Source organism: Thiothrix caldifontis, assembly GCF_900107695.1.
Classification (GTDB): domain Bacteria; phylum Pseudomonadota; class Gammaproteobacteria; order Thiotrichales; family Thiotrichaceae; genus Thiothrix; species Thiothrix caldifontis.
Genome location: NZ_FNQP01000014.1, coordinates 36574 through 58904, shown reverse-complemented (window position 1 = coordinate 58904; position 22331 = coordinate 36574). Strand labels below are relative to the sequence as shown.

The following is a 22331-nucleotide window of genomic DNA, read 5'->3' as shown; positions in this document are numbered from 1 at the left end:
ATTAGGGGCGTTGGGATTGTTTGCCCTATATTCCCACTATTCCCCCCAGTTACCCGATGAGGCAGAGTTACGCAAGATCGACATCCAAGTGCCTTTGCGTATCTATACCCGTGATGGTGAATTGTTGGCGGAATACGGCGAACATCGTAGTCGTCCTGTTAAGCTGGGAGACGTACCCGAAAAGTTGAAGTTGGCCTTTTTAGATATTGAGGATGCTCGATTTTACGACCACCAAGGGGTTGACATAAAAGGCGTGCTACGTGCGCTGCGTAGTGTGGCATCGACGGGTTCCGCTAGTCAGGGGGCGAGCACGATTACTATGCAACTGGCGCGAAACTCCTTCCTAGATTCTGGGAAAAATCTTGAGCGTAAGCTCAAGGAGACCTTATTAGCCATTAAAATGGAACAGACGCTGAGTAAAAGCCAAATTCTTGAGCTGTACCTTAACAAAATTTACTTAGGTAACCGGGCTTATGGTATTGCTTCTGCTGCGGAAACGTATTACGGCAAAACTTTAGATGAGTTGACGTTAGCACAAAGTGCCATGATTGCGGGTTTGCCTAAAGCACCTTCGCGTTATAACCCATTGGCCAACCCTGAGCGTGCCATGATCCGCCGCAATTACATTCTCAAGCGGATGCTGGAGTTGCAGCACATTACTCCACTTGAATATCAGACCGCGTTAAATGAACCGAATACCGCTAAACGGCATAAAACAGAGCTTGATGCTGATGCGCCTTATCTGGCTGAAATGGTACGCGCTGATATTGTAAAACGCTTTGGTGAAGAAAATGCGTATACCCAAGGTTACCATGTCTACACCACACTAAATTCCGACATTCAGAAAGAAGCCGCCGAGTCATTACGTAAATCATTGTTAGCGTATGACCAACGCCACGGTTATCGTGGGCCAGAAGACAAACTCGTGCTCAGTGATTTGAAAACAGAAGATGAGATGCGTGACAAGCTCTCTTCCTACCCCGTATTAGGGGAGTTGTATCCTGCATTGGTGTTAACAGCAGATGCTAGCGCGGCGGAGTTATTGGTGGGTGAAACTCGCGTGACCTTGACATTCGAAGCCGTCAAATGGGCGCGTGAATTCAAAAGCGAAGACCGTCGAGGGGCTGCACCTAAACGTGTCAGTGATGTGTTGAAGGCTGGGGATGTGGTTCGGGTTCGTCAGACCGATAAAGAAAAAAATACGTGGGTGCTTTCCCAAGTGCCGACGGTAGGGGGGGCTTTAGTCTCATTGGATCCTAGTGATGGTGCGGTACGTGCTGTCATGGGCGGATTTGATTTCCAACATTCTAAATTCAACCGTGCTACGCAAGCCATGCGTCAACCCGGTTCTAGTTTTAAACCTATTGTGTATGCGGCTGCTTTGGCGAAAGGTTTCACGCCAGCCAGTATTGTGAATGATGCACCAATTGATATTCCGGGCAGTACATGGAAGCCAGAAAACTTTGGGGGGAGGTACATCGGCCCTACGACTTTGCGGGAGGCATTGTCGAAATCCCGTAATCTGGTTTCGATCCGTTTATTGCGTAGCATTGGCGTGAATTACGCGATTGATTTTGCCACCGAGTTTGGGTTTCCCAGAGAAAATTTGCCGCCTAATTTAACCCTTGCGCTGGGAACAGCCATGACGACGCCGATGGAAATGGCGACGGCTTATGCCGTGTTTGCGAATGGTGGTTACAAAGTCGATAGTTACTTTATTACCAAGATTGAAGACCGTAATCATAAAGTGTTGTTTGAAGAGACCTCGCCTAGGGTTTGTGCGGGTGAGACAGATGTGTGTGTTATTGAAAAGCAGACTGATCAGCCAGCCGATGCTTATGAAGGCAAGGATGGTAAAAACACAGCAGGCGCGGATAAGTCGGATAAGAAAAGCGTGGATTCTGTAGCATCGGATAAACCCATTTGGGAGACTGCGGCGGTTGAGCGTCCGAAAATCGGTGAGAATGGGGCTTACCCTGCGGCTAAACGTATTCTGGACAATAGAACGCATTATCAGATTGTTAGCATGATGCAAGATGTTACCCAGTCTGGCACTGCCGCCCGTGCGGGGCGTAGCTTAAATCGTAAAGATATTGCGGGTAAAACCGGTACAACGAATGATCAAAAAGATGCATGGTTCTGTGGTTTTTCCCCTAATGTGGTAACTGTTGCTTGGGTTGGTTTCGATGATATGTCTAAATTAGGCGAGGGTGAAACTGCTACTAATGTGGCTTTGCCCATGTGGATTGATTTTATGCATCGTGTGCTTAAAGGTGAGCCGTCTAAAGAATGGGAAAAGCCAGTTGATCTTAAAGAGGCTGATTTAGATCTGAATACTGAAGATAAACCGCGCCGTCGCAGTACTGCTCGTGCGGAAAATTCAGGGGTTGGCTTTCAGTACAAAAGCGAGCGAGATATTGCACCACGTCAGGTAGCTCCGACCAGTGGCTCAGCACCACGAGCACCAGCACCACAACGTACACCTGAACGGGTCGAAATTCCTGAGCAATTGTTCTGATGCGTAATACCCGCGATGAAGTACGCCATTGGGTAGCAGAGGAAGCAGCCCGTCTGATTTATGAGGAGGGGATGCGTGACTATCGTTTGGCTAAGTTGCGGGCAGCCGAGCAACTGGGGGTTTCAGCACATGGTAGCGCTCAGCCTACCAATGAAGAAATCGAGGCAGCGATTCACCAGCGCATTCAGTTATTCGATGCAGATACTCAACCTGCTGTGTTGCGGCATCACCGTGAGGTTGCCTTAGAAGCCATGGATTTCCTGCAAGCCTACAACCCCTATTTGACGGGAGCAGCTTTAGAAGGAACGTCTAGCCCACACTCCGCTGTGACCCTGTATTTATCAGCCGATGGCGTAGAAGAGGTGATGTTTTTTCTAGAAGATCAGCATATTCCATTCCAGGTTCACGAACGTCGCACGCGTTTAGGGAATAAAAAGCAGGAATATTTTCCGTTGCTACGCTTTTACGTGGATGATGTGGAGGTGGAATTGATGGTATTCCCACATGATGACCGATTTGCGAGTACGCCGATTAGCCCGGTTACAGGGAAAGCAATGAAGCGAGCAGATCGAAAGAAAGTAGCGGCATTATTAGCGTGATAGAAAAGGGGAATGTGTCATACACTCCCCTTTATTTTGGGTATTATGGGCATTAACCCAATCAGCATTACTTGATTTTGTCAGCCCAGCCATTGGCAATGCGTTTAGCGGCTTCACGCCCGCCTAAACCAAAGGCTAAAGCTGCTGCAATCGCTACTGCACCCAACGTGAAACCAAATGCCATATTCACGATATTATCTGCCAATCCCATTGCCCGCAGCCCCATTGCCAACACCAAGCCTAAAATAGCGAAACGGGCAATGCTGGCGATGCCAGAACTGCCATATTGACTCAGTTTGTTATACGCCAAAGTACTTAGGAAATAACCAACCAGCAGAATAACGCCCCCGACCAGAATACCGCCACCAAACTCCAACACTTTTGCAAAGATATTGGAAATGATTTCAATACCCAAGGTATTCACTGCTGCCGTCGCAGCCGTCAACATGGCAAAGAACATAATGACATTGCTAACTAATTTAGTCGGTGTGAATGAGTCATTAAAGACGCCGGTCAACCCCAATTTTTGTGGCATACCGTTGATATTGATGCCATCCAAGACACTGGTTAGCATGGATACCACAAACTTAGCAACAAAATAGGTTACCGCTAGGATAATACCTGCACCAATAATATTTGGAATAGCCGCTAGTAGCTTATTCAGCATGTCAGAAGCAGGTTGAGTAATGGAAGGAATATTTAATACCCCTAAGGCGCTTACCGCGATAGGGATTAAGATGGCAGCAAAAATGAAAGAACTGCCAATTTTGGAGATCTTCATGCCTTGCGTGCTTTGGTCACCCATTTTAAGGGCCAATTGACGATCAACTTTACCAAGTGCAACGGCGGTTAGTTCTGAAACAATCTTTGCAATGACCCAGCCAGCATAACCAATGACACCTGCACCGATAATATTGGGGATAGCTGCCAGGAACTTATTCAGCATGGTTTTCAGCGGTGCTAACACATCCGTTAACCCAAAGTGCTGTAAGACCGCCATTAAGACAAAAATGGTCAGCAAAGCTTTGATTAAGGAAGCCAGTGGCTTAGCTAATTTAGTGCGTTCCAAGAAACCTACTTTTCCCAACATACGCTTGATGAAGCCTGCAATAAAGCTGACCACAATCAGCCCTACAATCAAGATTGCCAAGCCAATCAAAGCATGTCCTAGTTTGCCGGAAGCCAGTTCCCCTAATATGTTAGTGAGAGATGATGAAAGTCCATCCATAGTGATTACTCCTGTCAATTAAATGGGTTTACTGTGTAACTATTTCGATTATTTAAGAATTAAGGCATCAATGCGCCGGTTGCGCTCACGTGCCTCATTGGTATTATCAATACTGATGGGTTCTGAACTTCCCATGCCCATAATGCGTAAACGTTTGCGGTCAATGCCTGCTTGCACTAAGGCAACTCCTACTTCGTTGGCGCGAATTAACGATAGCTCTGTATTATCTTTGGCAGCACCTACCTCATCGGTATGCCCACGAATCAATAATTTGATGTCGGGGTGCGCGTTCAGTAATGCCACCACCTGCTGAATTTGCGTGGTAGATTGATAATTCGGTTTGCTAGAGCCAGAATCGAATTTAATTTCGTCGAAAATAATCGGCTTATCAACTTCACGTTTTGCAATCGCATCACGGAACGCCAACCCAAAATGGCTGGGCGCTATGTCGATCTGACGACCGTCAGGAAGTGTATATAGCGTGGGTTGTGGTGCTACCGGAGTGACTGGTGTGCTGGTGATAGTATTGGAACTCGCGGAGCCAACAGGGCCAGCTTCCAATGTGGCTATTTTGGGTGCAGTAGTGGTGATGAGAGCAGGTGCTACAGGTACATTTGGCACGGGTTCTGGGGTGTTTTGAGTCAATTCTTGTGCTGATTTAACGGTTAACGCAGCGTTGCCACTGTCAGTTTTTGTTGAATCCATCACTACGTTTGCGTCATTGATGTCTGCCGTCGCTGTTTCAACAGGTGTTTGCTCCGCTGCCATCATTACCACTTGAGGTGCTGACGTATTAGCGGACATCAACGCAGTGTCGTCACTTTCGCTATGATTCAAAAACCAATAAAGCAACCCAAACATTAGGATTACCCCACCGGCAATCATGTATTCTTGCATCGGTGTCAGGTCATCATTATCCGAAGTATTGTCCAACATAAGTACTCATGCAAAAGTTTTTCGGAAAAACCACCCCTTACAAATCAATCGGTTACGATTGCAAAGTTCCGAGTAACTTATGCCTAAGTACTTATTCACCTTCCCTGTTGCTTACTCTGAAATGCTTTACGCTAATTCTAGTCAACTTTTTCAAATAGACAGATTTTTTTAACCTGATTTTATCGGCAGCACGTGACCATTCATCAAATCTTTAACAATTTTGTTTAATTCAATTTATGTTATAAATTATTATAATAAATAAATTTTTTCAGGAGCAAAAAAATGGGCAGTCGATAGACTGCCCTAAGCGAGGTGAAATATGACTCAAATAATACCAGACGCGAAAATCAAATCAGCTTAAAAACTGCCCCAATTATTGGCGGCAGGTGGTTGCATATTACCTTGAGGAGCACCCCCCATGCGATTGCCTTTGCGTTCACCGCGTTGCTGTTCCATTTGTTGGAATTTGGCGGCTTGATCAGGTGTCAGCAATGCCTGAATACGTTGATTGGTTTCATCATGTAATGCCTGCATTCTGGCGTGTTGTTCTTGCATGATACTGTCTACTTGTGCGGCTTGCGTGTCACTTAAGCCAAGGAATGTTTTCATGCGATCCATGCCTTTGCCGCCGCCAAAACCGTAATCAGCCATAACAGCAGATGCGCCTAACATGGCAACCAGCGAAGTAATGATTAATGCTTTTTTCATGAGTAGTGTTTCCTATTGTTAATTGTTTTGAGTTGTTTAGAACGTGTTGTTTTCAAGACGCTTTTTGACGGATTCTAAGCGCTCTTGTTGACGTTTTTGACGTTCATCTTGCATTTGCTTAAAAGTTGTAGCTTGTTCTGGTGTCAGAATGGCGGCAATTTTAGCTTCGTTTTCGGTATGCAGTGCTTTCATTTGCTCTTGCATTTGGGTGCGCAGTGTTTCCATTTTGGCGCTTTGTTCTTGTTTGATGGTCTCAAGTTGAGCTTTTTGTGCGTCATTTAACTTCAGCTTTTCAGTCAACATTTCGCCCATCATCGCACTACGTCCGCCAAAGCCACCATGCCCTGCTTTGCCGCCGCAAACGCCTTTGCCACCACCGAAACCGTGGTCAGCAAGTGCAACGGACATGCCCATTACGCCAATCAATGCTGTTGCAATTAATGCTTTTTTCATGTTGTGTTCCTCTTGTGTAACTTGGTTGATGAGGGACATGCTACGCGCAGATTGCGCACGAAATTTGCTGCAATTGTGCAAACAATGAGGAAGTGTGCAGAGGAATCTACGCTTCGAACTTGTAGCCAACCGAGTATACGGAGTGAATCAGTTCCTGATCCGGCAAGATTTCAGACAGTTTTTTGCGTAGTTTTTTGATATGACTGTCGATAGTACGGTCAGATACAATACGGTTGTCGGTGTATACCTTGGTCATCAGTTGGTCACGACCGAAGATTCTGCCGGGCTGTTGTTTTAAGGTGGCGAGTAACTCGAACTCTACCAGCGTCAGGAGCGCTTCATGTTCACCTGCTCTGACCAGTAAACGATCACGATCAAGTTCCAATAAGCGTGCATTAGGGGAGGGAGGATGTTGAGTTTGATCGGCGGCGATGAGCGGTACGCGCCGCAACACCGCTTTCACACGTGCAACCACTTCACGCGGGCTAAAAGGTTTGCAAATGTAGTCATCTGCGCCAAGTTCCAATCCGAGTAAACGGTCGATTTCTTCTGCACGTGCGGTGAGCATAATGATGGGGATGGGGGAAAATTGACGAATTTCCTTGCACACTTCTAGGCCATCTTTACCCGGTAGCATCAAGTCCAGCAAGATAAGGTTGGGTTGGGTTTGGCGTACCCACTCACCAACCCCCAAGCCAGTGTTTAGCCAGTGTGTATGGTAATTGGCATTTTGCAGGTATTTTTGCAGTAAATCAGCAATTTTGGGTTCGTCTTCAACAATCAGGATGTGTTCCATGCGTCTGTCCGTTACTGTTGCAAGGGCAAGTGGATACGGATTTGTAGCCCACCCAGTGCTGAATGCGCTGCACTAATGGTTCCCCCGTGAGCATCCACGATGTTGCGGCAAATGCTTAAACCAATACCTGCGCCACCGGTTGCGCGATTGCGTGAGCTTTCGACGCGAAATAAGCGTTCAAACAAGTGTGGTAAGGCGTCATCAGGCACATCTGGTGACGAATCTTCAAACAGAATATCCACCCAGCCAGCCTGTATCTGCGTATGGATCTGTAATTGTCCCGGTTTGTCGGTGTAACGTAAGCTGTTTTCTAGCAGGTTCTTGAATAATTGCTGCAAGCGTTGTGGGTCACCTTGAATCAATACGGGGTGCTGATGTAGCCCTGTCGCCTGCATTTGTAAGCCTTGTTCTTGTAATGTTGTGCTGTGTAATGCGAGGGTTTCCTGTAACAAAGTGATGAGATTTACCGTTTCTTTACGGTAACTGAGTGCTCCGCTATCTGACATGGAAAGGTCATACAGGTCGCTGACTAAACGCTGTAAATGGCTAACTTCTTGATGCAATGATGCCAAGGTGGTTACATCCGGTTGATTAATGCCGTCTTGTAGGGCTTCAATTTCTCCGCGCAAAATGGCTAAGGGGGTACGCAATTCGTGTGCTATATCGGCAATCCACTGCTTGCGGGAGGCTTCGTTCTGTTGTAAGCGCTCGGCCAGTTGGTTGAAATCCCGTGTCAATAAGCCTAGTTCATCACGCCCTTGGGAAGGCATTCTCAAACTGTAATTCCCATCGGTCAGTTGGCGTGTGCCGTTACGTAATGCTTGGATGGGTTTGCCTAAATGCCGTGCCAATAAAAATGAGAGTAAGCCAGCCATGGGAAATGCCAGCAAGAGTACCACTAACCACAAAGTACGTTGCAGGCGTTCGGCAAAGTCCACGTCCACTTTCTCTGTCACCCGTTGACGCGGGTACATGCCGAGATAACCAATGGTTGTATTTGCAGATTTGAGTTCTAGTAAGTTGTCGGGAATACCCATGCGAAGGCTGCCTTTGACGACTTCACGTTGAGCATCTAATAGCACTATACGTCCGGTGAAACGTTCCATGCGCTGTGCAAGGTGGGCACGCGGCGGGGGCATATCACCCATTGCCGGATCTTGATTAGGGCGAACAGGCGGTCTTATGGGGGGCGGGGGCGGTGCTCTCCTCGGTTCATTGTCGTTGATACGTAAAAAACTGCTGCGCACAGCAGAATCGAGAATGGAGATCCACAGTTGAGGATTTTGTTCGAGTTCTTCCCAACTACCTCGCACTTCGTAGACCTCGACTAAGCGATTTTCCAGTTGGCCTAGGGAGCGATTTTCTTGTTCATTCAGGTAGTCTAAGAAACTGCGGTTTAGCCGATATTGCAACATACCTGCCAGCCCGCCAGCAATTAGCAGGCAGGCTAAGAAAATGGCAATAAATAGTTTGGTTCGGATACTTAAAATCATGATGCGTTTGTAGACAACAGCAACTTAGGAATAGTTGCAAGTCTAGCACCATACGTATCAGAGCTGGCTATTGCGGGTATTTAATTTCCAGCCAAACATGGCCTTTGCTACCCGATTTTTTGACTTGGATAATCTCAATTTCTTGTCCAGTAGTAAGATTACCGAGGGTTTTGCCGAGTTTGTTGCTGCCTGAGTTGCGGGGAGGGTGTTCACGCACGGTTGCACCCCAGCTCAAGGCATATTTCTTGCTGTTTATCGGTAGCTCAGCGCCAATTTTTAAACCTGCCTCTGACCATTTGCCGTTAGCAAATTGTCCGGCATAAATCCAACCGGTACTCACCTCAGCAGGGGGAACAGTAGTTTCATCAGACTTAGCTTCGGGTGTAATTTCTTCAACTTTCTCATCAGCTTTGGCGTTGGGGGTGATTTCCGCTACGTTTAACGCTGTTGCTTTGATTTCTGCGATGGCTGGAGCAGGAGCGGCATCAGGTATGATTTTGGTCGTATCGTGTGGGGTGACGTCTAATGCCGCTAAAGTTGGTGTCGCAACAGGTTTCGTTACTTCTGACGTCGGTGGTGTGGTATCAGGCTTGCTAGCTGTTACGTTCGGCACACCACTGTCATTATTTGTTGCGCCGATATTTTGAGAAAAGAGGAAGGCCATTCCAGTCATCAATAAGGTTGTACCAATGACTAGTCCGATCAGTTCACGTTTCATTTGTTCGCGATGACCACCTTTGACGGTGTATCTTGCTGTTGTCATGCTAAGCCCATCCATGATTTAGATTAATTTGAACAAAAAATAGGATAGCAAATATTTATGTAATTATCAGCAGCAAGAAAAGATTTATTTCATTAAAGATATTCATGCTTGCAGAGATTACCTGCATTGCAAAGGAGTTCATAACTGATGGTTCCGGCTGCTTGTGCAACACGATCAACTGAAAGGTTTTTACCCCACAATTCAACTTGATCCCCCACCCGTGCTTCAATAGCCGTTAAATCAATCACAATCATATCCATCGACACCCGCCCTAAAATACGGGTTTGCTTACCATTGACCCAGACAGGTGTGCCGGTAGGCGCATGGCGCGGGTAGCCGTCTGCATAGCCAATTGCGACTACGCCGGTGCGGGTGTCTTCTGGGCATGTCCAGCTTGCGCCGTAGCCTATGCTCTCACCTTTGGGGATAGTATGAATCGAAATCAGTGGTGCAACCAAGGTCATGACGGCTTGCAAACCGTCACGTTTGGCATCACCGTTCACGAATGGTGATGAACCGTACAGCATAATACCGGGGCGTACCCAATTCACATGTGTCTGCGGCCACCCTAGGATGCTGGCGGAATTGCCCACGCTGCGAGGTGCTTGCAAGCCAGTCGTATATTTGGCAAAGCTTTCCAATTGTTGTGAGGTTTTGGGATTATCCAACTCATCGGCACATGCCATGTGGGTCATTAACCAAGGGGTGGGTTTGACATTGTGGTGCTTACTTAAACGCTCGAACAGGTGAGGGGCTTGTTCGACGGGAAAGCCTAAGCGGTGCATACCGGTATCGAGTTTTAGCGCCACGTCTAATTTGACCGAACTCGGCGCACTATCCAATAGTTCAAGTTGGGAAAGGTCGTGAAGTACCACGCGAAAACGGTGTTCTGCGGCGGCTTTCATGCCTTGCAGATTGCTAAACCCCTGCAATACTAAAATAGGATGGATAAAGCGTGCTTGCCGCAACTCTACGGCTTCTTGCAGACACGATACGGCAAAACCATTGGCATTACTCAGCGATTCAGCCGTTTTAAGCATGTTATGCCCGTAAGCATTGGCTTTAATCACTGCCATTGCCAAACTATTAGGCGCAGCGTCGCGGCAGCGGGCAAGGTTATGCCGCAGGGCGGCGGTATCAATAATGGCGCGTGCAGATCGTTTCATGTGGGCAGTGTAGCGGTTTATGCCAATTATTCAAATCCTGGGGTATAAATGTCAGGGGTAAAATTCTCGAAACGGGTGTATTTACCGAGGAATGTTAAACGCGCAGTCCCAATCGGGCCATTACGTTGCTTGGCGATAATAATTTCTGCGGTTCCTTTGTCGGGGGATTCGGGATTGTAGACTTCATCGCGGTAGATAAAGATGATTAAGTCAGCATCCTGTTCAATTGCTCCCGATTCACGTAAATCTGACATTACTGGACGTTTATTTGGGCGCTGTTCCAAGCTACGGTTGAGCTGTGACAGTGCAATCACCGGAACGGCGAGTTCTTTTGCCAAAGACTTGAGACCACGGGAGATTTCGGAAATTTCAGCGGTACGGTTATCAGAGCTGGTACCTGTTTGCATTAATTGCAAGTAGTCCAATACAATCAGGCCGAGTTGCCCGTGTTCACGCATCAGGCGACGGGCACGAGCACGCACTTCAGTCGGGGAAAGTGCGGGGCTGTCATCAATGAACATGGGAACATCAGCGAAAATCTTGACTGCGGTAGCAATGCGTGGCCAATCTTCGTCAGTCAGTTTCCCAGTCCGAATGCGATGTTGGTCAACTCGCCCCATCGAAGACAGCAGACGCAAAGTAAGCTGTTCGGCAGGCATCTCCATGCTGAATACAGCGGTCGGAAGTTTTTTGTGTGCGGCGGCGTATTCGGCGATATTCATCGAGAAGGTCGTGTTATGCACTAGCACATCATCAGCAACAAAATTATGCGTATCAGGTACGCTTAAATCATAGACTTGCTGTTTACCTAAATAATCAATGGATTGAATTTCATCCCAGTAAAGATCGCTATGGGCAAGCGTAGCAAGTGTCTTGGATGATAAAGCGGCTGCCATTTCTGCCAATAACTCACGACCTATGCCACGCTTACCCACATGGAAATTATGTCCGGGCTTACGCCCCATGCGTTGAGCTAATTCTGCCCAAGTCAACTCGCCTTTGCAGTCTGCAACCATTGCCCATGTTTCGTTTGGCAACGTATCTAAAATGACTTTAGGTGTTTTTTCTTGGCTGACCGTCAAGGCTTTTTGTACGGCTTCTTCTTTACCGTACACGCCAATTTCTTCTAAAAATTGGCGCACATGTTGTTGATGTGTAATACGCAATTCATAAGCGGCGCGATACTCGCCTTGATACCGCACTTGCCGATGGCGCAATTTGGCAAGAATGCCAAAACGTACCAATAAATGCTGCATATCCCGCGCTAATGCATAGCTAACCGTACTATAGGAAATGCCCGCTTGGATACCGTTTTGGACATAGACACTGCCATCACACGCAAATGCTCGGTTTAGGAAAACCGCCATCAATGCACGCGGTAATTCATAAACAGGCGCAGGTATACGTTTCTCATGCGCATTCTTGCCCATCAAGCCCAACGTTTGTAACCATTCCGTCATCGGGTTTGGTGCGGAACGGGTAGTTGCAGTACTGCCATGTGGCATCAATACTGATGGTTCTACCTGGAGTTCCCGACACAAAACACCGAACATCTCCCCAGCAGGCACGGCTTTACCTACTGACCAATAGTGTACCGTTGCAACAGCAACGCCTAATTGTCGTGCTAATGCATTTAAACTTAGAGAAAGTTCTTGCAAGCGTTGTTTGAATCGTGCGGCAAAATCCTGCCTTGCTGTGTGTTGGAATGCAGTATCGGTTGCCACCCGAATACTGGGGGTGCGTTGCCCTTTGCTGTCTTCCAAGCGCCACTGCACGCCCGGAAAATCATCGAGTGCGGTAATAAAATCTTGGCGGATTCGAGGGTTAATATTGGTAAATTGCGGGCAACTCTGTGTTAAGCCGCCATCAGTTAAGAAATAAGCAATAAGTTTGGTTCGCTGTTCTGATAGTGAACCTTTCCCAAAAAAAGGCAAAATGCGCGGTACGGCAATCCGTTTGCCGACATTGATCTCAGCTAGTGGTTTCCAACCTTCAATCGTAAGAAAAGGATGCGTCAGCGTTGTAGTAATTTCACGTCCAAGTGCAGTGCGTACCCGGAAAACAGGTTTGACACCATCATCAACATATTGCGAAGGTTGTGCGACTTGCAAACGTAACTGTGTATTTAGCGTCGCCAACGAGCCTTGTTGTTGGGCAACCAAATCATCAATCATCTCCAATCGACCCGTGATCGGATCCAGTACGCGGCTACCAGTAACAATGCATTTGCCCATGGACGGTCTACCCGCCACAATAATTAAGTCACCTTTTTGCAAGCCAGAGGTCATTTCATCAAGCTGTGTATAGCCGGTCGAAACGCCAGTGATATTGCTATCAAGTTTGCTCAACTCTTCGATATGCGCCAGCGTCACTTTCAACAGCCCTTTTAGCGGCTTAAATACCTGGCCTTGCTTGGTTCCTTGCTCGGCGATTTTAAAGACTTTTTGTTCGGCTTCATCCAATAGCTCTTTGCTAGGCCGACCTTGTGCAGTGAAGGCGGAATCAGCAATGCCTGTTCCTACGCTGATTAACTGACGCAGCACCGACTTTTCACGCACAATTTCAGCATATGCGCGAATGTTGGCTGCACTGGGGGTATCTTTTGCCATGGTTGCTAAGTAAGCGAACCCGCCAGCATTTTCCAGTTCATTACGTTGTTTTAGCCATTCGGACACCGTGACCAAATCAAGTGGTTTATTATCTTCCACCAAATCGGCAATAGCGCGAAAAATCAGGCGGTGGTCTTGTCGATAAAAATCGCCTTCGGTGATTTTATCCGCGATGGTATCCCAAGCGGTACTGTCGTTTGCTAACCCACTCAGCAATAAGCCGCCCAATACAGATTGTTCAGCTTCGATAGAGTGAGGGGGGATTTTGAGTGATTCGTATGAGTCTGCCATTGGCTCAGTTTAACGAAAATCGGCGTTGAGCGTTAAAAAAAATGCCCCGCAACACTTTCCAGCATTACGGGGCATCGCATCAGACATGATTGAATCAGCGATTACTCTGCTTCAACGACAACCTTGATGGCAGTATCCACTTCAGCGTGTAAGTGAATGCCGATTTCAAATTCACCTAAGTGACGGATTGCGCCATCCGGCATACGGATTTCACGTCGTTCAATCGCAATGCCAGCAGCTTGGATCGCCTCGGCGATTTCGATATTGGAAACCGAACCGAACAATTTGCCTTCATTACCCGCTTTGCCTTTGATGGTCAGAACCATGTCGGACAGTTGGTCGCGACGCGCTTGTGCAGCCGCTAAAATTGCTTCGGCTTCAGCTTCCAGTTCAGCACGGCGGGCTTCAAATGCTTCCAGATTGGCTTTGGTCGCCATTTTGGCTTTGCCTTGCGGAATCAGGAAGTTGCGGGCATAACCAGGGCGCACTGATACAACGCTACCTAATGTGCCGAGATTTTCCACTTTTTTCAAAAGAATGATTTGCATCGTACTCACCTTTTACTTGTGCTGATCAGTGTATGGCAGCAACGCGAGGAAACGCGCACGCTTGATAGCGGTTGCCAGTTGACGCTGATAAATCGCTTTAGTACCTGTAATGCGGCTAGGTACGATTTTACCGGTTTCGGTAATAAAACTTTTCAGGATGTCGAGATCTTTGTAATCAATCTCGGTGATGCCTTCAGCCGTGAAACGGCAGTATTTTTTGCGGCGGAATTGACGTGACATAAACTATCTCCAGATCAACCGTAATTATTCGTCGTCAGATGAATCGTCATCATCGGACAGGACTTCTTCACGCATACGCTTGGCTGGGCGTGCTTCACCGTCTTTTCTCAAAGGAGAAGGTTCAGTGACTGCCGCATCCATACGCATGGTGACGTTACGGATAACCGCGTCGTTGAAGCGGAAAATGCTTTCCAATTCAGCCAGTGTTTCCGCGCCACATTCGATGTTCATCAGCACGTAGTGTGCTTTATGCAGCTTGTTGATGGGATAGGCCAGTTGACGACGACCCCAATCTTCCAAACGATGGATAGCACCACCGCTTTCTTGCACCATACTACGGTAGCGTTCTACCATCGCAGGTACTTGTTCGCTCTGATCCGGGTGGACCAGAAAGACAATTTCATAGTGTCTCATGACGATTTCCTTTCGGGTTAAACAGCCTCCCACTAACGGTGAGGCAAGGATCTAAGGCAATTGCCCATAGAAAAGCGCGAAATTATCAAGTGCGGAGGGTAATTTGTCAATTCATTTTGGCTGCGATTCCCCTGCTGCAATCAGGTAGAACGGCATATCGCTTATCAATGTCCTACACTGTTCTTAAGATAGATGTTTGTCAAAAATCATAATGAGCGAGGGCTGATGAGCCAAAACAGAGGAATAGCTGCGTGAAGCACCGAGGGTTGGAACGGTATCCGCTAGCGTTGCCGGGCTATCAATATTTAAACGTATTGCATGAAAGCGAAAACGCCATCATTTTGCTGGCAAATAGTCCTAGTGGATTGCCGGTCGCTATCAAGCGTTTTAAATTTGATGCGACTGGGCTGGCTCCAGACTTAGTAGATGAATTTCTCATGGAAAGTAAAGCCCTAAGTTTGTTAGCGCATCGTGGCTTGGTGAGGCCGTTGGATGCAGGTATGTCGTCCGGTACACTTTATATGGTCATGGAATATGTGCAGGGCGAAACATTGCGGCGATGCTTGGCACAAATGCCATTGCCTTCTCTGCAACAAGCATTGTTTTGGTTTGAGGAAATCGCGGTGGCTCTGGGCGTGATACACAGTATTGGGCTGCTGCACCAAGACCTTAAAACCTCTAATATCTTGGTGCGTGCTGATAATTCCCTAGCATTGTTGGATTTTGGCTTGGAAACACGTTTGCTAGTTGCCGCCGGTTTTCTGCGAGAAGACGAAATTTATTGCACACCTTACTATATTAGCCCTGAACGGATTATAGGCGACCCACCCGATGAGCGCACAGACTTGTATGCCCTAGGGGTAATACTGTATGAGTTATTGGTTGGTCATAAGCCTTACGAGTCAGGTTCTTTGGCAGAACTCTTGAAAAAACATGCGCTTGCCCCCATTCCTCGCTTGCCGGAGGCGTTGTCTGCTTATCAGCCATTGATAAATGGTTTATTGGCAAAGTTTCCTGAAAACAGGTTAGAGTCCGTAGAAGCCGTGGTACGATTATTGCAGAATATAACGCGACTAACACAACAACAATAGAGATGGGGAAACACGTTATTTTGACCAATTAAAATTGGGAGTTCCACATTATGAAAAAACAAGCAAAATGCATTAATTCAAAAGCTTTGGAATGCGAACAATCCGTCGTGTTTTATTTCATGCGTGTTGCTAGATGGGTGGCTTTTTTATTGCTAGTGGGCATCGGTGTTATGGGTGCTTTACTCCAATTTCAACGTCATCAAGACATCAATTGGATGTTTGTTTCTGTCTGCATCGCTTGTGGCGTCGGTTTATTTTGGGTTGGGCACTGCATCATGAAAAGTGAATGTGCTACACGCAAGCGTTGTGGTACTTGTAACAAATCAACGACAGTTGGCAACATCACCATTCGCCAAGTTTGAGTGGTAGGGTGGGCTACCCATCCATATAGATATCAGTTAAAATGATGCTTCTATAAAAATTAAAAGAAAGTGGGCTATGCTACGTTTCCTTCTGTTTTTTCTATTAGTGCAAGGCATTTTATTTGGGGTTGAAATGCTCCAACCCGTGCAGGCAGCCATTATTCTTCCTTGGACTAGTTTGCTAGCCGATATAAGTGGTTGGCTGATGTCAGCGTTTGACCCGAATGTGGCAACTACGGGTAAGGTGGTGCGTAGTACCTTGAACGGTTTTGCCGTGTCGATTGAGCCAGGGTGTAATGGGGTTGAGGCCATGATTGTATTGCTGGCGGCTATTATCGCTTTTCCTGCGCCGTTACGTTACAAGCTTACGGGGCTGTTTTGGGGCTTCATCGCTATTCAAAGCATGAATTTGTTGCGCATTATTAGCCTATTTTACTTGGGTCAATGGAGCCAAGCATTATTTGATTGGGCACACTTGTATATTTGGCAAGCCTTGATCATGTTGGATGCATTGGTGGTATTTTTGATTTGGATTCGTTATTTGCCAGGGCAAACCACCCCGCCACAACAACCAGCAGAGGCGATAGCATGATGGGTAAACCTTTGCAGCGCTTCATGTTAGGTGTTTTGATTTTCTTTCCGTTGACATTCTTTATTTGGTACATGACCGCAGGTTTTCACCTTGCACCGGTTACGCTGATTACTGGCAAACTGTTGGGGTGGTTAGTACCTGATGCGCTAATGTGGTTGCGGTTAGATGGGCATATGTTAGTGTTGGCATCTAACTTTGGACATGATGTTAGTGGTGCTGTTGTGTCTCCACCAGTGGACGATGATGTCTTGGGTTTTCACCTGAATCCACTGATTTATAGCTACAGTTTGCCATTATTGGCAGCTTTGATATTGGCGACACCTAGCTCGCGCAAGTGGCAGAATCTATTATGGGGTATACTCATAATGTTGCCGACTGAAGTTTTCAGCATGACATTTAGTGTGCTAAAAACTTTGACCTTTGATGTTGGTGTCTCATTTCAAACGCAACAAAGCATCTCTCCTGTAACTGCCGACCTCATTGCACTTGGGTATCAAGTAGGGACATTGTTACTGCCAATGATTGCACCATTAATTATCTGGGTTGCACTAAATCGGGACTTCTTGATGCACCTTGCACCACAATTAAGACAAACATTGGATCGCTAAAGCGTGTCTTGCATGAAAATCATTCAAATCTAGGGTTTTTAAGGGAAAACCCCAGCACATGAGTTACCAATCCAGCTTGAGGATACTTGTAAGATAGGGTCTACTTCGCGCTTTTTAGAGCCTTCGGTCATCAGGTATATTAGTATGGAACGATCAATTAAAAATTTATATGTTGCAATGGCAATTATGGCTGCTTTGGTATTATTGAACGTTATTTTAACACTGAATGGTTTATCACCGTTCGCAGCATAGCAGCCCCACCGTTCTTGCTTTTTATCATAAAAATTTCTCCTGTTGTCTGAATCTTATATTAATGACGTGCAAATTTATGGGGTTGTAATACAATAAATACGTTTATAACCCCAAGTAAAGCAAAGATTGCTCGATGGTGAGTGATCTTGGAGATGATAATTATGATTCAGCGCTTATCCAGCCACGTTCGCAGCACACCTTGCCAATCCTCTACCATATTAGTGGGTATTGCAGGCTTATTTTCCCTCCTAGTGTCTAGCAACGCTATGGCAGTGTCTTGTGATTTTAAAAACGGTGACAATTTTACGGAGATTTGTGGCTATCTTGAGGCAGGTGTCGTGCAGACAGGTGGGCAAATGAAGGTGCATGTTGCCAGCACGACCAGTAATTTTGAAGTACGCCTCAGACGTGCAGGTTACTCTAACCCCACATTGCAAACGGTTCCATTCAGTGGGGCGGGTAACTACAACCCTACGGTTGGGAGCTATGATGGCTTGAATTGGGGGGGCGCATATTCTGTTGGCATTCCCGCCAATTGGCAGAGTGGCATTTATGAGCTTAATTTAGTCAATGCACAAGGTGGCAATTACACGGATTTCTTTACGATTAAATCGGCACAGCCGGGCAGCCATTCTAAGGTATTAGTGCTTGATAGCTTGCCGACTAAAATTGCTTACTCGCCTATCGGTGGAAAATCCATGTATGGGTTTAACTCGGATGGTCCGGCGGCTCCTGTGGTGTCGATGGAACGCCCTACAGGGCGTGGACAATGGGCGGAGCATGTGGGATTTGTTTCTTGGCTTGATAAAGAAGGTATTGCTTACGAAGCCGCTTCGATGATGGATTTGCACCGAGATCCTTCACTATTGCACAATTATAATCTGGTGATTTTGGTCGGTCACAATGAGTACTGGTCAAAAGAGATGCGGGATAACTGGGACAGTTATTTAGCTGCTGGTGGTAATGCGGCAAACCTCAGTGGCAATACCATGTGGTGGCAGGTGCGTTTCAGCGCTGACAACAAGCACATGATTTGTTACAAAAATGCTAGTAATGATCCATTGAAGAATGACAACAGTCGGGTGACGGTTAACTGGTTTAATAGCCCGGTTAACCGGCCTGAGAATCTCTCGACGGGGGTTAGTTTCCGCCATGGGGGATATGCAGATTATCAAGAAGGTACGTCTGTATACCCTAATGGTGGTTTCACAGTGACAGATGCATCGCACTGGATTTTCGAGGGTACAGGTCTGGGTAATAGCAGTGTTTTCGGGCGTGATTCAGGCGTCGTTGGTTATGAGGTAGACGGTGCCCTATTTAAAATGGTTAATGGAAAACCAGTGGTGACGGGTGAAGACGGTACGCCCACTAATTTCCAGATTTTGGCGACAACTCCAGCGTTTGCTATTAATTCTCCTACAGGAGTGCCGGGGGTTGTGCCTAATAACCATAATGGTCAAGGGTGGGGAACCTTAGGGATTTTCAAACCTTCTGCGAATAGTGGCACAGTGTTTGTTGCTCCGACGATTGACTGGGGCGAATACATACAAAATGACCAGATCGTTGGGCGTATTACTAAAAATGTTATTAACCGTCTAAAAAGCCGTACAACAGATGCTGGTACGAGTACGGCAGTCACACTGCCAACAGGTAGCAGTGGCGGCGGTGGTAGTTTCCCACTGGCTTCATTATTACTGGGACTGATGGTTGCCGTTGGGTTGAAGGCACGTAAGCGTTAAAAACCCATCAAGCAGGGACTGCACCACAAATTGAGGTGCAGTTTCTCGCTATTCGTCATGAGTTGATTGTTGCTGGTTAGTCAGTGAATCTTTATCTTTTTTCCAAGACTCTAAGCTAATGACTTTATCCGGGGTGTCGCTGCGTTTGCCTGCCACGTGTGCATGTCCTAGTAATACCGACGGGTTTCCCGCTAAAAACTCGCGCATTAAGCGCAATTTCAAACTGTTAGGGAATTTGCTCTGGCTTTGGTCGTTTTCTAATGCCTCAGCTTCTTCTTCTGTGAGTGAGTTAGCCAGTTTTTCCCAGCGTTCATTCAAAGCTTGTTCAATGCTGACACTATCTGCTTCCAGTTTGGTCAATACATCACTGGGCAATGAATTCAAATAGTCATCAATATTGCCCAGAATCTTACCAAACCGCATTTCCAGTAAGGCGCGGAGAACTTCATCTGTCCATTGTTCTTCCGCATATTTAGCAAAAGTATCGGTTTCGCTGATCAATAGTCCATCAGAACTAACCGCGCCATGTTCTTCGCCATACCGTCGCCAGAGGATGTGCAACTGAGGCAAGAATTGTTCTAGGCGTAAGTGTTCATCCGATGCTTTCGCTTGGAAGGTAACAGGTTTGAATTGCGGATAAAGCTGGCAAAACTGGTACAGTGCACTGACATACTGAAAGGGGTCGAAACTCAGTGTAATGACATTTTCATCAAATTCTTCCAGCGGTTCTTCTTCATCGTCAGCCGCTAACTCAATATCCAGAAATGGTTCGTAGTGTTCAAACACGATATCCCAGAGAATTTTGCCATCGCGATGACGCACAAAAATAGCAGATTCGACCTGAAACTCTGGTAAATCTGGTGTGGTATTGACAATCCAATAATCACCAGTAGCTTGAGCACTGCGCACCAAGGATCGAAAATCCAGTAATCCAAACGGGATTTCCATAATGCGATCAGGGTGGCTATAGCCTTCGAGCACAACAAGTTGCATCGAGGGAGCACCCCCTTCGAGCGTAACAACAAATGATAGACTTTCTTCCATCAGAGCATTCTACCAAAATGTGGTGAAATACACTGAAAATTTCACCTCAATGGCTTACAAACTTCTAGTGCACTCGGCAACTTTTAACTGACTACCGGGGTTAAGGATTCCCGTGGGAGGGATTTTATTCAGGCGTGTAACCTCTTCTGGACTAACACCTAATTTAACCACAATTTGTTGCAGCGTTTCGTCTGTCTGGACAAGGTAGAAGAAAGCAGCATAGCGCCCACTGCCCCGCTGTTCAGTTTGTGAAAACAGCGCAGGCGGTAACGCATCACAGTTTGGTAATACCGGGGCGCTGGGTTGTAGTTGGGGCGTTGGCTCATTGCTCGGCACGAACTCAACCGGTGCACTTATAGCCGTTGCCTCATGTTCCGGCACGACGGGGTTGTCTGCCGGTAGAATAGCGACGGTATTGATGTGTTTCACCCTGACAATGCCTTGGTCAATAGCGGAGATCAGTTGCACGTTGGGGGGCGTGTCGGTTGGCATAGCAGCCAGTGAAATCTGTTCATTGGGTACTACAGTCGCCGCCATATCAGGTGTGGGTTCTAACGTTAGTGTCGCGAGATTGTTAGGCTGTAAAGGATCTGTAGCAACGGGTGCTTGGTCTGTTTGAGCAACCGTCAGGGTTTCACCCCGTAATGCTGCGCGGTATTCCAAATCGGCTTGTTCCCAACCAGCCAGTAACAGTTGAGCATTGGCGATGGATTGCTTGCCTTTTTCTAATTTGGTTAAATTGGTTAAGACATTGCGGATATAACCACGGGTTTCGGTGAATGAGATCGTGACAGGCTCACCTTGAGGTATTCTGCCTGCTCCGGCATTGTAGGCAGCAATCGCATGGGTGGCACTGCCATTATAATGTTTAAGCAACCAACTCAAATAGCGAGTCCCGGCATTGATATTTTCTTGCGGGTCAAAAATATCCAGTACACCCAATTCTGCGGCGGTTTCCGGCATGAGCTGCATTAATCCTGATGCCCCCTTGTACGATACGACCATTTCCCGATAACAGCTTTCCGCTGCAATGACTGATTTGACTAGGGCAGGGTTCACGCCATGTCGTTTAGCAGCCTGTTGAATAATCGTTTCATAGGGAGCTGCTTTGGCTTGCAATGTTTTGGCACTAAAGCCACCACACCCTCTGGCTTCAGGGGTGCGTGGGTAATGTACGGCTGCCAAACGTGACTTAAACCATGTTTTAGCCATTTTGGTATCAGGTTGTGGTAGGGCTAACAAAGCTGTTTGGTAAGCTTGGGGATTCTTAGACCACTGTTTCACCAGTGTTTGTGCCTGACGATGCGCTTTTTTATTGCTCTCAAATTTTAATAACATCGTTAATAATTGATTAACGGGTTTCTGAGTTTGCGCGAAAGGTGCTTGGGGGGGGGCATCTTGCCAAACAGTGCCACTATCCGTTGCATACGCGGCAAACACTTCCGCTAAGCTACCTTGGTAGCGCCTCAATAGATAACTGAGATACCGTGTACCGGCATCAATATTGGCTTCTGGGTCAAATACATCCATAGCCCCAAAACGTTTGGCGGTATTTGGCATAAGTTGCATCAGCCCAATTCTGCCTTCCGGCGAGACCTGACTGTGTTCAAAACAACTGCCGGTTGCGATGACAGCTTTTATCAATGCGGGGTTGACACTGTAACGATTAGCTGCTTTTTTTATAGCAGCATGATAACGATCAGCCTCTTTATTTAATATCTTAGCACTGTCGTTAAGGCAACGTGGTGCATCCCCTGCATATAAGCTAATCGGCGAAACGAGCAGGCTACCTGCTAGTAAGACACCCAACCATTTGTGTTCTATTTTTTTCATGATGACAAGACACTCTTTGAATAACCCTACGATTAATGTAGGCCAATG

At 46.8% G+C, this 22331-nt stretch carries 21 protein-coding genes; 7 read left to right on the top strand and 14 right to left on the bottom strand.

Going from position 1 to position 22331, the window contains the following annotated elements:
- Positions 1-16 precede the first annotated feature (16 nt).
- Positions 17-2518, top strand: coding sequence for a penicillin-binding protein 1A (locus tag BLV87_RS12370; RefSeq protein WP_245707020.1), 2502 nt, complete (start codon positions 17-19; stop codon positions 2516-2518).
- Complete coding sequence (locus BLV87_RS12365; protein WP_093069119.1) at positions 2518-3117, top strand: hypothetical protein; 600 nt, start codon at positions 2518-2520, stop codon at positions 3115-3117. Before BLV87_RS12370 ends, BLV87_RS12365 begins: the two co-directional genes overlap by 1 nt.
- 67 nt (positions 3118-3184) lie before the next feature.
- On the opposite strand, the gene BLV87_RS12360 is transcribed toward BLV87_RS12365, so the two are convergent.
- From BLV87_RS12360 to rpsF, 12 genes are all read right to left on the bottom strand, one after another.
- Positions 3185-4345: a mechanosensitive ion channel gene (locus BLV87_RS12360; RefSeq protein WP_093069118.1), complete on the bottom strand. Its 1161-nt coding sequence runs from the start codon at positions 4343-4345 to the stop codon at positions 3185-3187.
- A gap of 48 nt (positions 4346-4393) precedes the next feature.
- Positions 4394-5281, bottom strand: a complete 888-nt coding sequence (locus tag BLV87_RS12355; RefSeq protein ID WP_093069117.1) for an OmpA family protein — start codon at positions 5279-5281, stop codon at positions 4394-4396.
- Positions 5282-5638: 357 nt separating this feature from the next.
- Positions 5639-5989, bottom strand: a complete 351-nt coding sequence (locus BLV87_RS12350) for a hypothetical protein (RefSeq protein ID WP_093069116.1) — start codon at positions 5987-5989, stop codon at positions 5639-5641.
- A gap of 36 nt (positions 5990-6025) precedes the next feature.
- On the bottom strand, positions 6026-6442 hold the full coding sequence (locus BLV87_RS12345) for a Spy/CpxP family protein refolding chaperone (protein ID WP_175517930.1): 417 nt from the start codon (positions 6440-6442) through the stop codon (positions 6026-6028).
- Between the two features lie 106 nt (positions 6443-6548).
- Positions 6549-7238 carry a response regulator gene (locus tag BLV87_RS12340; protein ID WP_093069114.1) on the bottom strand — a complete coding sequence of 230 codons (690 nt, stop codon included), beginning with the start codon at positions 7236-7238 and terminating at the stop codon, positions 6549-6551.
- 11 nt (positions 7239-7249) lie between these two features.
- Positions 7250-8731, bottom strand: coding sequence for an ATP-binding protein (locus BLV87_RS12335; RefSeq protein WP_093069113.1), 1482 nt, complete (start codon positions 8729-8731; stop codon positions 7250-7252).
- A gap of 67 nt (positions 8732-8798) precedes the next feature.
- Positions 8799-9494, bottom strand: a complete 696-nt coding sequence (locus tag BLV87_RS12330; protein WP_093069111.1) for a hypothetical protein — start codon at positions 9492-9494, stop codon at positions 8799-8801.
- Between the two features lie 92 nt (positions 9495-9586).
- Positions 9587-10660 carry an alanine racemase gene (gene alr / locus BLV87_RS12325; protein WP_093069110.1) on the bottom strand — a complete coding sequence of 358 codons (1074 nt, stop codon included), beginning with the start codon at positions 10658-10660 and terminating at the stop codon, positions 9587-9589.
- 26 nt (positions 10661-10686) lie between these two features.
- The gene (gene dnaB / locus BLV87_RS12320) at positions 10687-13560 is read right to left on the bottom strand and encodes a replicative DNA helicase (RefSeq protein ID WP_093069108.1); all 2874 of its coding nucleotides are present in this window, start codon (positions 13558-13560) and stop codon (positions 10687-10689) included.
- 101 nt (positions 13561-13661) lie between these two features.
- A complete protein-coding gene (gene rplI, locus BLV87_RS12315; RefSeq protein ID WP_093069106.1) occupies positions 13662-14108 on the bottom strand; it encodes a 50S ribosomal protein L9 in 447 nt (148 codons plus the stop codon).
- A 12-nt stretch (positions 14109-14120) separates the two neighbouring features.
- Complete coding sequence (gene rpsR / locus BLV87_RS12310; RefSeq protein WP_093069105.1) at positions 14121-14348, bottom strand: 30S ribosomal protein S18; 228 nt, start codon at positions 14346-14348, stop codon at positions 14121-14123.
- A gap of 24 nt (positions 14349-14372) precedes the next feature.
- A complete protein-coding gene (gene rpsF / locus BLV87_RS12305) occupies positions 14373-14762 on the bottom strand; it encodes a 30S ribosomal protein S6 (protein WP_093069104.1) in 390 nt (129 codons plus the stop codon).
- 251 nt (positions 14763-15013) lie between these two features.
- Here rpsF and BLV87_RS12300 point away from each other — a divergent pair, with 251 nt between their 5' ends.
- The 5 genes from BLV87_RS12300 (at position 15014) to BLV87_RS12280 (ending at position 19406) form a co-directional block, all read left to right on the top strand.
- Positions 15014-15853: a serine/threonine protein kinase gene (locus BLV87_RS12300; protein WP_093069103.1), complete on the top strand. Its 840-nt coding sequence runs from the start codon at positions 15014-15016 to the stop codon at positions 15851-15853.
- A 50-nt stretch (positions 15854-15903) separates the two neighbouring features.
- A complete protein-coding gene (locus BLV87_RS12295; protein ID WP_093069097.1) occupies positions 15904-16215 on the top strand; it encodes a hypothetical protein in 312 nt (103 codons plus the stop codon).
- Between the two features lie 76 nt (positions 16216-16291).
- Positions 16292-16807: an exosortase H gene (gene xrtH, locus BLV87_RS12290; protein WP_093069096.1), complete on the top strand. Its 516-nt coding sequence runs from the start codon at positions 16292-16294 to the stop codon at positions 16805-16807.
- Positions 16804-17415, top strand: a complete 612-nt coding sequence (locus BLV87_RS12285) for an exosortase H-associated membrane protein (RefSeq protein WP_093069095.1) — start codon at positions 16804-16806, stop codon at positions 17413-17415. Before xrtH ends, BLV87_RS12285 begins: the two co-directional genes overlap by 4 nt.
- Before the next feature lie 413 nt (positions 17416-17828).
- Positions 17829-19406: a N,N-dimethylformamidase beta subunit family domain-containing protein gene (locus BLV87_RS12280; RefSeq protein ID WP_093069094.1), complete on the top strand. Its 1578-nt coding sequence runs from the start codon at positions 17829-17831 to the stop codon at positions 19404-19406.
- Between the two features lie 48 nt (positions 19407-19454).
- Here BLV87_RS12280 and BLV87_RS12275 read toward each other — a convergent pair whose 3' ends face one another.
- Positions 19455-20399, bottom strand: a complete 945-nt coding sequence (locus BLV87_RS12275; protein WP_093069093.1) for a hypothetical protein — start codon at positions 20397-20399, stop codon at positions 19455-19457.
- Between the two features lie 105 nt (positions 20400-20504).
- Positions 20505-22283 carry a transglycosylase SLT domain-containing protein gene (locus tag BLV87_RS12270; protein WP_093069092.1) on the bottom strand — a complete coding sequence of 593 codons (1779 nt, stop codon included), beginning with the start codon at positions 22281-22283 and terminating at the stop codon, positions 20505-20507.
- Positions 22284-22331 lie beyond the last annotated feature (48 nt).

Coding starts and splice junctions, on each gene's coding strand:
- BLV87_RS12365 (WP_093069119.1), top strand. CDS start 2,518: ATGCGTAATACCCGCGATGAAGTACGCCATTGGGTAGCAGAGGAAGCA.
- BLV87_RS12360 (WP_093069118.1), bottom strand. CDS start 4,345: ATGGATGGACTTTCATCATCTCTCACTAACATATTAGGGGAACTGGCT.
- BLV87_RS12355 (WP_093069117.1), bottom strand. CDS start 5,281: ATGTTGGACAATACTTCGGATAATGATGACCTGACACCGATGCAAGAA.
- BLV87_RS12350 (WP_093069116.1), bottom strand. CDS start 5,989: ATGAAAAAAGCATTAATCATTACTTCGCTGGTTGCCATGTTAGGCGCA.
- BLV87_RS12345 (WP_175517930.1), bottom strand. CDS start 6,442: ATGAAAAAAGCATTAATTGCAACAGCATTGATTGGCGTAATGGGCATG.
- BLV87_RS12340 (WP_093069114.1), bottom strand. CDS start 7,238: ATGGAACACATCCTGATTGTTGAAGACGAACCCAAAATTGCTGATTTA.
- BLV87_RS12335 (WP_093069113.1), bottom strand. CDS start 8,731: ATGATTTTAAGTATCCGAACCAAACTATTTATTGCCATTTTCTTAGCC.
- BLV87_RS12330 (WP_093069111.1), bottom strand. CDS start 9,494: ATGACAACAGCAAGATACACCGTCAAAGGTGGTCATCGCGAACAAATG.
- alr (WP_093069110.1), bottom strand. CDS start 10,660: ATGAAACGATCTGCACGCGCCATTATTGATACCGCCGCCCTGCGGCAT.
- dnaB (WP_093069108.1), bottom strand. CDS start 13,560: ATGGCAGACTCATACGAATCACTCAAAATCCCCCCTCACTCTATCGAA.
- rplI (WP_093069106.1), bottom strand. CDS start 14,108: ATGCAAATCATTCTTTTGAAAAAAGTGGAAAATCTCGGCACATTAGGT.
- rpsR (WP_093069105.1), bottom strand. CDS start 14,348: ATGTCACGTCAATTCCGCCGCAAAAAATACTGCCGTTTCACGGCTGAA.
- rpsF (WP_093069104.1), bottom strand. CDS start 14,762: ATGAGACACTATGAAATTGTCTTTCTGGTCCACCCGGATCAGAGCGAA.
- BLV87_RS12295 (WP_093069097.1), top strand. CDS start 15,904: ATGAAAAAACAAGCAAAATGCATTAATTCAAAAGCTTTGGAATGCGAA.
- xrtH (WP_093069096.1), top strand. CDS start 16,292: ATGCTACGTTTCCTTCTGTTTTTTCTATTAGTGCAAGGCATTTTATTT.
- BLV87_RS12285 (WP_093069095.1), top strand. CDS start 16,804: ATGATGGGTAAACCTTTGCAGCGCTTCATGTTAGGTGTTTTGATTTTC.
- BLV87_RS12280 (WP_093069094.1), top strand. CDS start 17,829: ATGATTCAGCGCTTATCCAGCCACGTTCGCAGCACACCTTGCCAATCC.
- BLV87_RS12275 (WP_093069093.1), bottom strand. CDS start 20,399: ATGCAACTTGTTGTGCTCGAAGGCTATAGCCACCCTGATCGCATTATG.
- BLV87_RS12270 (WP_093069092.1), bottom strand. CDS start 22,283: ATGAAAAAAATAGAACACAAATGGTTGGGTGTCTTACTAGCAGGTAGC.